The sequence below is a fragment of the Rhodococcus sp. IEGM 1372 genome (assembly GCF_030056835.1).
Classification (GTDB): domain Bacteria; phylum Actinomycetota; class Actinomycetes; order Mycobacteriales; family Mycobacteriaceae; genus Rhodococcoides.
The window spans coordinates 37,094-48,267 of record NZ_JASHKS010000035.1 but is presented as its reverse complement, the minus strand read 5'-3'; the positions used below and the strand labels follow the sequence as shown (position 1 = coordinate 48,267).

At 64.6% G+C, this 11,174-nt stretch carries 9 protein-coding genes and 1 pseudogene; 1 reads left to right on the top strand and 9 read right to left on the bottom strand.

Going from position 1 to position 11,174, the window contains the following annotated elements; translation table 11 throughout:
- Positions 1–743: 743 nt before the first annotated feature.
- Together QM590_RS21170 and QM590_RS21165 are read right to left on the bottom strand one after the other, a co-directional pair.
- Positions 744–1,724 carry a DUF368 domain-containing protein gene (locus tag QM590_RS21170; RefSeq protein ID WP_269596294.1) on the bottom strand — a complete coding sequence of 327 codons (981 nt, stop codon included), beginning with the start codon at positions 1,722–1,724 and terminating at the stop codon, positions 744–746.
- Positions 1,725–1,999: 275 nt separating this feature from the next.
- Positions 2,000–2,914: an aldo/keto reductase gene (locus QM590_RS21165; protein ID WP_269596293.1), complete on the bottom strand. Its 915-nt coding sequence runs from the start codon at positions 2,912–2,914 to the stop codon at positions 2,000–2,002.
- A 170-nt stretch (positions 2,915–3,084) separates the two neighbouring features.
- On the opposite strand from QM590_RS21165, the gene cynS reads away from it, so the two are divergent.
- The gene (gene cynS / locus QM590_RS21160; RefSeq protein WP_269596292.1) at positions 3,085–3,534 is read left to right on the top strand and encodes a cyanase; all 450 of its coding nucleotides are present in this window, start codon (positions 3,085–3,087) and stop codon (positions 3,532–3,534) included.
- Between the two features lie 9 nt (positions 3,535–3,543).
- Here cynS and QM590_RS21155 read toward each other — a convergent pair whose 3' ends face one another.
- The 7 genes and pseudogenes from QM590_RS21155 to QM590_RS21120 all read right to left on the bottom strand — a co-directional run bounded on the left by QM590_RS21155 (position 3,544) and on the right by QM590_RS21120 (position 11,168).
- Complete coding sequence (locus QM590_RS21155) at positions 3,544–4,827, bottom strand: esterase/lipase family protein (protein ID WP_269596291.1); 1,284 nt, start codon at positions 4,825–4,827, stop codon at positions 3,544–3,546.
- A gap of 63 nt (positions 4,828–4,890) precedes the next feature.
- Positions 4,891–6,590, bottom strand: a pseudogene (locus tag QM590_RS25990) (FAD-dependent oxidoreductase).
- Positions 6,568–6,834, bottom strand: coding sequence for a ubiquitin carboxyl-terminal hydrolase 14 (locus QM590_RS21140; protein ID WP_082322520.1), 267 nt, complete (start codon positions 6,832–6,834; stop codon positions 6,568–6,570). The pseudogene QM590_RS25990 and the gene QM590_RS21140 overlap by 23 nt, the downstream one beginning before the upstream one ends.
- A complete protein-coding gene (trxA, locus tag QM590_RS21135; protein ID WP_045196849.1) occupies positions 6,831–7,283 on the bottom strand; it encodes a thioredoxin in 453 nt (150 codons plus the stop codon). Before trxA ends, QM590_RS21140 begins: the two co-directional genes overlap by 4 nt.
- A 14-nt stretch (positions 7,284–7,297) precedes the next feature.
- Positions 7,298–9,931 carry an ATP-dependent chaperone ClpB gene (clpB, locus tag QM590_RS21130; protein ID WP_269596288.1) on the bottom strand — a complete coding sequence of 878 codons (2,634 nt, stop codon included), beginning with the start codon at positions 9,929–9,931 and terminating at the stop codon, positions 7,298–7,300.
- The gene (locus QM590_RS21125; RefSeq protein ID WP_032376243.1) at positions 9,913–10,242 is read right to left on the bottom strand and encodes a chaperone modulator CbpM; all 330 of its coding nucleotides are present in this window, start codon (positions 10,240–10,242) and stop codon (positions 9,913–9,915) included. The genes clpB and QM590_RS21125 overlap by 19 nt, the downstream gene beginning before the upstream one ends.
- Positions 10,239–11,168 carry a DnaJ C-terminal domain-containing protein gene (locus tag QM590_RS21120; RefSeq protein ID WP_269596287.1) on the bottom strand — a complete coding sequence of 310 codons (930 nt, stop codon included), beginning with the start codon at positions 11,166–11,168 and terminating at the stop codon, positions 10,239–10,241. The genes QM590_RS21125 and QM590_RS21120 overlap by 4 nt, the downstream gene beginning before the upstream one ends.
- Positions 11,169–11,174: the final 6 nt, after the last annotated feature.

The window sequence follows — 11,174 nt, the reverse complement described above, 5'->3', positions numbered from 1 at the left end:
GAGCTCGGCGTGTCGAACCAAGGACCGGATCAACCGTTATTCAGACAGTCCCACGTGGACTGTGAGTTTCTGCATGGGCGGCCCGGTTCGTTGTCCACGACGTGGATATCGGTATGCCCAATGTCGAATCCGCGATGGACCCACCGTCGTGGACACCTTGGTTGTCCGTGTCGTGCAGAATGTGGTTTCTGTTCGTACTCGACCCGTTCTGTGACGGCCGATAGCTGCATGTGTTGAGCCGACTATCCGGTCGGCAGCTGTTGGACAACGGTCAGAACCCTAGGGGCGACGGTTGGGACCTACACAGAGAGCGTGGAATTTCGTGGATCGCGGACGGCGGGCGGGCGGGTGCAGGCTGCTTCGCATCAGCGCGTGTTTAGTCGGATTGACCACGCTCTCGACGGACTTTCGGAGCAGGTCTCGGTGTCACGAGCGTGTCACATGTCGGTATGAACGGACGTGGATTCGGGTGGTGCTGCCTGGACGATTGACACAGGTAAGAGGGTCTGTGGTGGTTCCATGCGGACGTATCTGGTTGTCTCGCAACATACTTGTAAGCGAGCGGTCAACGGTTCAATCCCGTTAGGAGGCTCCACTGCTCCGATCCCGCTGCTGGGGTCGGAGTTTTTGTGTCTGTGCGGAGGGTTCGCGCGCATATACGCCCCTCGTGGGAATTCACGGCACCTATAGGCGGTGCGGATTCCGACGAGGTGCGTGGATGGTCGGCTACGCCTGCCGTTACGTCAGGACGTACGCGTGGCTGCCAGTCGCCGCTGAGCGATGGCGACCACAGCGACGACCGCAACTCCGATGGCAAACAATCCCAATGCAGCGGGCCATTCGTTGCCGACGGCCAGCAGCTCTCTGTTCTCGCCCTGCCACGGCCACAGTGCACGCAACGACCCCAACAGCAGGCCGGCAGCGGCGACCATCGCCAGATCGTGGTAGTTCGCCAGCAACCACTCGAGCACCCGAACGAAGCTGACCAACCCCACCAGAGCGCCCAGGGCGAACACAGCCAGGTATGTCAGGTTCCGCTCGTCGACGGCCGTGAGCGTCGGCGCATACAGGCCGATGACAAGCAGAAAGAACGACCCCGAAACGCCTGGCAGCACGAGCGCACATATTGCGATGGTCGCGGCGAAGAACACCAGAATTAACGACGGATTCGACGACTCGACCCCGGGTAACGACGTGAGAACGACAACCCCGACAGCAAGAACGACGAACAGAACCACGGCAGACAGTCGGGACCGGGTGGTGGGGAAAGCGCCACGACTGACCTCCATGAACGGGATCGCCACCGACATCGCGATCATGCCCATGAACAGCGCCTTGGAGTAGACGGGCTGATCCGTGACGAAAGCCGCCATGATCCCCGCCACCGAGAACACCATCAACAGCATGCCGACGCCGACCGTGACGAGCAGCCACCAATCGACCTGACGGACCTCGGCGCGCACGTCGGACCGCGTCACCACGGCCTTGGGTATGTCCGTCAGATGCTTCGCCGACGCGATGGCCCTGGTGTAGATGCCGGTGACCAGGGCGACCGTGCCGCCCGAGACCCCGGGAACCGTTTCCGCCAGACCGATCAGACCGCCGCGAACGACGTTGGCCGCCCATTCCGTCGCCGGCGGCCGCCCTCTGACAACTTCATCGAGTCCGGGTCGATCCTGCTCCTTGTCACCATGGCCGGAGGGCGTCTGCCGGTTCGTCGTCATGTCCGAATCGTCCCAAACGCTTCGATGCCACGTGACACCGGCTCGACAAGCGCGGGTACGACCCACTGCGAGCGAGCGGTCAACGGATCGATCCCGTGAGGAGGATCCCCTCTCCGATCCTGTTGTTGTGCTCGCGGCACCTTGCAGCAGATCAGCTCCTCACTTTCGTAGACCCGACGCCGATCGGAGTCGGGTATCCGAAACGGAGGAGCTGATTCGAGGCGGCCGAGCCCGCAGCGGCTGATTCGGTCCCGCGAGGAGGCTCTACAGAGCTGTCATGTCCATGCCATTTGTGATCGGTTGTCCCAGTACCTTTCCGGGTCTTCCGTAAGTTTCAGATCGCTCGCCGTGATCAGTTCGCGGTCGATCGACAGCGCGGCAATATTTTGCTCGAGTTGCGTCACAGTCGCCGCGCCGGAGAGCACGACATCGGCCCACGGTTGCGCGAGTGCAATCGCCAGTGCGACTGCGTCACGACCGACCCCGGCGGAATCCGCGACCCTGGCTAGTAGGGAATCTTCTGCCACCAGCCGGCCGTTGGCCATCGCCTCTTTGACGACGACGAACCAGCCGGCCTCGTGTGCACGTTCCAGGGCGGGGCCGACGGACGGCTCGAGCGGGTTCCACGTCGACTGCACCGAGCTGAACACTCCGATGTCCAGCGCTGCCTGCACCACGTCGGCTTGATGCGGCCCGCTGGTGCTGATGCCGATTCGGGTGCCGCTGTCGGCAATGGCGCGCAGATCGTCGAGCAGTGCAGTGTCGCTCAGAGCTGGACTGTCCGGGGTGACGCTGTGAATCAGGTAGTGGTCCGGCGCGCCGCCGAGATCGCGCAGGGTCTGGGGCCACTGTTCGGCCAACCGTGCAACCGAGTGCTCTTTGACCTCGTGTTCTGCGGCACCCCGCTGGAAATCGGCGACGTAGGCGTAGCCCCATTTCGAGCCGATCACCAGGTCCTGACGCCGATTCGGATGCCGAGACAGCCAGCTGCCGAGGAACCGCTCGGCCAGGCCGTAGGACCGAGCGGCGTCGAAGTGTCGAACTCCGCTCTCCCACGCGGAGTCGAGTACCGAGTGGCACAGCTGCTCCAGGGCAACCGGATCGAACCGCCCGTCCACAGCTGTCGAGTGCCCGATCGTCAGGTACTCGGGACGTCCGAGTGCGGCAAGGCCGAGGCCGAGTTGCGTCATGTCGTCAGTACTTTCGTTGTGTCCGTGCCGGAAACAGCCACCATATCCGTGATCGGACAACGTGCACGTGGTCGATGCCAGATGTTGCGAGACGGCTGTATGCCGCTGAGACTGGAAGTCCAGGCCCAATCGGGTGTGCGCTTGTAGAACGACCACGAAGGAGAGAGCTGTTGACCGACTTTGCAGGTAAACCGTTGATCGGCGAGATTCGACTGGCACGTGTGCGTACCGGATTGAGTTGGGCCGCTTTGGCAGAAGCCATCGACATGCCGGTGGCCTGGACGGTGTCGGCACTCTACGGCCAGCATCCTCTCAGCGTCGCTCATGCCGATGTGCTCGCCGAGAAGCTCGGGATGGCCGAGGGCTCGTTGTTCGAGCTGACCCTCGCTCCTTATCGCGGATCACTCGACATCTCTTCGGACCCCACGGTCTACCGATTCCACGAGGCGTTGGAGGTGTACGGACCCGCGCTCAAGGAACTGATCGCCGAGGAATTCGGCGACGGCATCATGAGTGCCATCAACTTCACGATGAACATCGAGCGACGCCCACACGAGGACGGAGATCGCGTCGTGGTGACGTTCGACGGGAAGTTCCTCGACTATCGATGGACCGAATAGGCCGAAAATCTATAGCCAGGTGGCCGATTCGGAAGACGGGCCGGCCAATGCGCGTCGCATCCAGCCGTACACCCGCTCGTCGTTGAGCAACGTGAAGTGATGCGCGCTGTTGATCGCCAGTCCGTCGTCCGGACGAAGTCCTATGTCGCGCAGTTTGTTCCGGCCGCCGGCGCTGTCGGTACGGACGAGGCCGTCGCCGACGAAGATCCCTACCGGGTGTCGAGGGTTTCCGGTGACGACCGCGGAGGCGTGATGATGCCGAACCCCCTCCGGAACCGAGATGTCCGCGGCTGCTCCGACGTCGAATCCGTCGGCGTAGCTGGGATGTCCTTCTGCCTCGGTGATCGATCCGTGGACCAGGTCGCGGATTCCGGCGCTGCGACGCGCCAGGAGGTTCGCGAACGGCCGGGTCTCGGGCGCGAGGGCCAGAGCCGCGACGGCGAGATGTACGCCGTGTGCGAGTGGCGCACCCAGATGCGGTGTCCCCAGGGTGAATACGTCCGTCAACAGCTCCACCCATCGGCGGCCGTTCTCCGCAGCGTGGTGTGCGGCGCTCCGCGAGACCAGCCCGCCCATGGAATGACCGACCAGGGTGATGCGGTGAACCCTGACGGGCCAGGCAGGCACGAGCTGTTCCAACAGGTCCGACAGGTCGGCACCGTTGGTGGCAATTCGACGACCGGTGTTGTAGCGCAGAAAGATCGAGGTCGTTCCGGCTTCTGAGTCCAGGCGCTCCCCGTACGTGGGTCGCCCACCGAGCCGCCATGCCGATTCGGTCTCCACGAGCGCGTGCAGGAACACCACGAGGTGCGCTCCGGCGTCGGGAAACGCCGTGGCCAGAACGCGGTACTTGGGAACTACCGGGCGTCCGTCGACACGTATCGACATCGGGTGGGCGAGCACCCGGGAACTGCGCTCCATGTCGTCGCCGATGAGACCGTGCAGGACGGCGATGGTCTGAGCGCCGCGGGTGGTGTGCGACGGTGACGGCCGCGCATCGTCCTCGGTGACCTCGTCGCCGGTCACGTCGGAACTGCCGGTCAGTGCACCGACTGTTGTGGCTGCGCCGGTGCAGGCGGCTGTGATGGTCGCGTAGGTTCCGGCGGCGATCGCGTCGTGCATCAGCTGTGTCGGCAAGGCAGCCGGCCCGACGCCGAGTTTCACGGCGGCAAATGTGCGTCGTGCAATGGCCGAGTGAACTGCGCGGACACCACCCGCGGCCGACGCCAGCTCGCGAAGCGCGATTTCTGCGAGTTCACCCAACTCCTGTGTGCGCTGAGTTCTCTTCCCCACTCGATTCAGTGTACGTGTGTCCACTGGATCCGTCAGGGCTGGGATGGCTGCGGTTTTCCCACGTCACCGTCGCTCGAAATACTCGTGGACCTGGCGTACCGACATCGCTCCTTCACCGACCGCGGATGCGACTCGCTTCACCGAGCCGCTGCGGACGTCGCCCGCGGCGAACAAGCCGGGTCGGCTCGTTTCGAGCGTCCCGCACAGCGCTGCTCCGATCTGCAGGGCACCGTCTCCACGAGCGAGAGCTGCGTCCGTACCGGTGACGACGAACCCGTGTTCGTCGAGTGCGATGGCGTCGGCAAGCCACCCCGTGTAAGGCGTCGCTCCGATGAACACGAACAGGGCGTGCGCCCTGATCGTGTCTAGTTCGCCCGTGCGGTTGTTCTCGACCACGACTTCGTCGAGGTATTTCTTGCCGCGGACCGCGCGAACCTCGGTGTGGCGATGCACGGTCACGTGCGGGTGGTGCTCGATCTGGTCGACCAGGTAACGGGACATGCTCTTTCCGAGATCGTCATTGCGGATGAGCAAGTGGACGTCCGAAACATGTTCGGCGAGAAACACTGTCGCCTGGCCTGCGGAGTTACCGCCGCCGACGATGGCCACCGGGTCGGTCCCGCACATGCGGGCTTCCTGATGAGTGGCGGCGTAGTACACACTCGTGCCTTCCAGTTCCGCGATACCTGGAACGGTCAACTTGCGGTAGCGCGCGCCGGTGGCGAGCACGATGGACCGGCCGCGAACCGTGCCGCCGTCGAGAGCCGGAGCACGTGGTACCCGGCTTCGGACGTCAATCCGGTCACCTCTGCCGAGACCAGGATGCGGGCACCGAACTTGTCGGCCTGGATCACAGCCCGCTCGGCCAATTCGGATCCGGAGATTCCGGCCGGGAATCCCAGATAGTTCTCGATTCGGGAGGAGGTGCTGGCCTGTCCCCCTGCGGCGATCGTCTCCAGTGTCACCGTGTTCAACCCGTCCGACGCTCCGTAAACGGATGCGGCCAGTCCGGCCGGTCCTGCACCCACGACGACGAGATCGAACACGTCCTGGGCCGCGTTCGGCACGGAGAGTCCGACGATGCGTGCGAGCTCTGTGTTCGTCGGATTGCGCAGTACCTTCTCGCCGTGCCAGATGACGACGGGAACGTCCTCGGGGGCGATGTCCAGGCTGCGCAACAGCTGCTCCGCCCGCTCGTCCCGCTCCAGATCGATCCATTTGTGAGGCAATCGATTTCGCATTGCGAATTCTCGAAGCCGCAACGTGTCCGGTGAATAGCAGGACCCGATGATCCGGAACCCCGAGCCGAGCCCGATCAGCAGGTGCCGACGCAGCAGGTAGGCCCGCAGGATCAGATCGCTCAGCACTGGATCGTGGGCAACCAGTTCGCGCACCCGCTCGGCGGGAGTGACGAGCAGCTCGCCGTCTTCGATCGCTTCGGCGGTGTAGAACGCCACCTGACCTTCGAGCAGTCCGAGCTCACCCAAGAAGCGGCCGGGTCCGTGCACGCGAAGTATCCGACGTTCACCGTCCCGGTCACCCTCGTCGAGAACGGCGACCTTGCCGGACAGAACGACGAAGAAGTCGTTGCTGGGCGCACCCTCGCGTATCAGCACTTCTCCGGTACGAACCGATCGACGTGTGCCACCGACCTCGAGCACTGCGACCTGATCGTCCGTCAGCCGCGGGAACGCGCCGTGCTCGTCCGTGGTCTCGTCGACGACGGCTGGACCGGCGTCCTCAGACGAGATTTCGGTCGACATAACACCACCTCCAAGTTTCTCCGGGCTCCATCGACCGAACGATCGGATGGCCGACGACATGTGCGTGCGCGCTCGCGTGTCTGCCCGGCGAGGAGTCGCAACACCCGACGTGCCCGCACGTCAGGCACAGCCTCAGGTGCACCCACGGGGTGCCGAGACGGAGGCATTCTTCGCAGCCCTGCGGGGTTCTGGGCACCACGGACCGGATTGCATCGACGTGCGGGTCCACTGGCACGAACGTCATGATGTCGCCTCCTTGCCTGCATTCTCAGAAAGCGCTCGATCGAGCCATGCGCGTAGCTGGGGTACCGGGGCTGCACCGGCCTGCCGAGCGAGGACCTCACCCCGATCCATCACCAGCAGGGTCGGCACGGCCCTGACGGTGAATCGTTCGGACGTCAGGGGCGCGGCATCCACGTCGACCTTGACCAGCTTGATCCGGCCCGCGCGTTCTCCGGCGAGCTGTTCGAGCGCCGGGCTGACCATGCGGCACGGTCCGCACCAGGTCGCCCAGAGATCGACGAGTACGGGCACCGAGGGGTGTTCGGCGATCTCCGCGAAGTCCTCGTCCCGTGCTGCGGCGATCCACGGCAGCGGCTCGTGGCAGTTCCCGCACCGGGGTGTCCCGTCCGCTGCGGCAGGCACCCTGTTGACCTTGCCGCAGTGCGCGCACTTCACCTTGTCCGATTCCATGGCGACATCTCCTCTCAGGCCGCCGCGACGGCGGGTTCCGCATACGCGACGACGAGTTCTCCGTCGACCACCGTGACGGTGATGGTGCCGCCTGGTTCGATGTCCCCTCGCAGTAGCGCGCGACCGATCTTGGTCTCGACCTCGTGGGCGATGTATCGACGCAATGGCCGTGCACCGTAGACCGGGTCGAATCCGCGTTCGGCGACGAGCCTGCGCGCGTCCGGGGTGATGTCCAGATCGATCCTGCGCTCCGACAAGCGGTTTCGAAGATCGGCGAGCTGCAACCCGACGATGTGCTCGATCTGGGGCAGGGTGAGTGGGGTGAACAGCACGATGTCGTCGACCCGGTTGAGGAACTCGGGACGGAAATGCCCACGCAGTTCCGCGAGAACCCGCTCGCGGGCGTTCGGCTCGATCTCGCCGTCGGGTGTGACTCCTTCGAGGAGGTGCTGGGAACCGATGTTGGAGGTCATGATGATCACCGTGTTCCTGAAATCGACCTGCCTGCCTTGTGAATCGGTGATCCGGCCGTCGTCGAGCACCTGTAGCAGGGTATTGAACACATCTGCGTGCGCCTTCTCGATCTCGTCGAAAAGCACTACCGAGTACGGCTTTCGGCGCACCGCCTCGGTGAGCTGTCCGCCCTCGTCGTACCCCACGTATCCGGGAGGTGCCCCGATGAGCCGGCTCACCGTGTGCCGCTCCTGGTACTCGCTCATGTCCAGGCGCACCATGTTGTCTTCGCTGTCGAAGAGAGCACCGGCCAATGTTCTTGCGAGCTCGGTCTTTCCCACGCCCGTCGGGCCCAGAAAGATGAACGACCCGATCGGCCGGCGTGGATCACGGATGCCGGACCTCGCCCGGATCACCGCGTCCGCGACCAGCTGCACCGCCTCGTCCTGACCGACGACCCTCTCGTGCAGAATCTCGTCGAGCTGCAACAACTTCTGTCGCTCGCCTTCCTGCAGCCGAGCGACCGGGATCGAAGTCCACGCAGCCACGATTTCGGCGATCTCGTCCTCGGTGACCACTTCGCGCAACAGCGGGCTCCGGCCTTGTCTGGTGACCAGCTGCTCCTCTGCCGACTCAAGCCTGCGTTCGAGCTCGACAATCTCGCCGTAGCGCAACTCGGCGGCCCGATTGAGGTCGTAGGCGCGCTCCGCCTCCTCGGCCTCGTGGCGCAAGCGCTCGAGCTCGCTCCGTAGCTCTTGCACCCGGCGGATCGCCTGTCGCTCCGCCTCCCACTGAGCGTGCCGGGCATCGGCCTCGGCCCGCAGGTCGGCCAGCTCCTTGCGCAGCTCGTCGAGACGTGCCTTGCTCGCGCCGTCGGTCTCTTTGGACAGCGCGGCATCTTCGATCTCGAGCCGGGTCACCTTCCGGGTGAGTTCGTCGAGTTCGGCCGGCATCGAATCGATTTCGGTGCGCAACCGAGCGCACGCCTCGTCGACCAGATCGATGGCCTTGTCCGGGAGAAAGCGGTCGGTGATGTAGCGGTGCGAGAGGGTGACGGCAGCGACGAGAGCGCCGTCCTGAATCTTGACGCCGTGAAACACCTCGAGGCGTTCGCGGAGTCCGCGCAGGATCGAGATGGCATCCTCGGCGCTCGGCTCGTCGACGAGGACGGTCTGGAACCGTCGCTCCAGTGCCGCATCGGATTCGATGTGTTTGCGATACTCGTCGAGCGTGGTGGCACCGATCATGTGCAGCTCGCCTCGGGCGAGCATCGGCTTGAGCATGTTGCCGGCGTCGAGAGACCCCTCACCGCCCACTGATCCCGCACCGACCACGGTATGCAACTCGTCGACGAACAACAGAATCCGCCCGTCGGCTGCCTTCACCTCGGCCAGCACCGCCTGCAGACGCTCCTCGAATTCCCCGCGGTACTTCGCGCCGGCCACCAGGGAACCCATGTCGAGTGAGAAGATCGTTCTGTCGCGCAGGCCTTCCGGAACGTCGCCGCGGACGATCCGCTGGGCAAGGCCCTCGACGATCGCGGTCTTCCCGACGCCGGGGTCGCCGATCAGAACCGGATTGTTCTTGGTCTTGCGGCTCAGGATCTGCGTGACCCTGCGGATTTCGGCGTCTCGTCCGATCACCGGATCGAGTTTGCCCGCCCGCCCCTCGGCGACCAGGTCGCGTCCGTACTTCTCCAGCGCGTCGTACGCACCTTCCGGGCTGGCCGAGGTGACGCGTTGATTGCCGCGCACCTTCGTCAGCGCTGTGAGGAAGGAGTCCCTGGTGATTCCATGACGGGCGAGTACTCGCCCTGCCGCAGTGGCCGAACCCTCTTCGGCGAGGCCCATCAGGAGATGCTCCACCGACACGTAGGAATCCTTGAGCCGCTTCGCCTCTCGCTCGGCGGCGTCGAGGAGCGCGGACAAGCGTCGGGTGATCGTCACCTGACCGGTCCCGGCACCGGGGCCGCTGACCTTGGGCCTTCGCGAGAGTTCACGTTCCAGATCGGATTGCAGGGCATCGACCTCGGCACCGGCCTGCTCGAGCAATCGGGGCACCAACCCATCCTGCTGACCGACCAAGGCGAGCAGTAGGTGCTCTCCGTCGACCTCGGTGTGACCCATTCTGGTCGCAAGGCTCTGGGCCTCCTGCAGCGCTTCGCGCGACTTCTCGGTCAGGTTGCTGATGTCCATGTGGTTGTCCTCCTTCTGCGGGAAGATGCTTCGAGTGTCTCGATTCGTTCCAGCAGGTCGAGCACGAGCCCGATTGCCGAGTAGTTCAGGCCGAGACCGGTCCGCAGTCGTCGAATGCGGGCTGCATGGGCCACTTCGGTTGGCGCGAAGAACATTTCGCCACCTACGACGCGGTCGGCGTCGAGCAGACCGAGGACCACGAGCTTCCGTGCAAGTTCCGGATGCAGCCCCGTACGTTCGGCGAAGGCGTCGGTCGACAATTCGGTGCGTCGAACCAGTACGTACCGGACCACCGGGTTCGGGTCGCTCATGTCTTTGTCCTCGCATCGAAGTTCGATTCTGCGGCCAACTGCTCGAACAGTGCGCGTTCGCGTGCTGTCGGTTTCGACGGCACCATCACCTTGATCTCGGCGTACAGGTTGCCGTTGGGGCCACGTGGATTCGGCATTCCTTCGCCGCGCAGTCGCAGCTTCCTTCCAGTCGACGAGCCCGGAGCCACTTTGACTTTCGCCTCGCCACCCGGGGTGGGAACGGCGACGGTCGCCCCGAGGACCGCCTCCCATGGCGATACCGGGAGGTCGACGTGAATGTCTCGGCCCTGTACTCGGAACCGGGAATGTGGCTCGATCCGTACCACGAGGTACAGATCCCCTGGCGGCGCGCCGCCGTTGCTCCGTCCGCCTTGCCCGGCCAACCGAATTCGCTGGCCGTCCACGACCCCGGCCGGAATGTCGACGTCGTACTGCCGTCCGTCCAGTCCGAGCGTGCGTGTGCCGCCCCGGTACGCCTCCTCGACCGTCAAGGCCAGTTCCGCTTCCTGATCGGCACCGGGAATCGGCCCGTACCCGCCACCGCCGCCGAACATCTGCCCGAAGAGGTCGTCGAGATCGACGCCACCGTCGCCACCGGAACCGAAGTGCACGCGTCTGCTCCCGCGGCCGTATCCTCCGCCGCTGTTCCCGCCACCGCCGTACCCACTCGAGTTGGTGCGGGTCCGTTCGTCGTAATCCTCGGGGACACGCCGAAAGTCGGCACCGAACCGGTCGTAGCGTTTCCGGGTGTCCGGGTCGGACAACACCTGGTAGGCCTCGTTCATCTCCTTGAACGTGTCTTCCGCAGTGGGGTCCTTGTTCACGTCGGGGTGATACTTGCGAGCCAGCTTGCGGTAGGCCTGCTGGATCTCGTCGGTGCTCGCACCCCGCGGGACTCCGAGCGATTCGTAGTGGTCACGCGCCATCGGTGC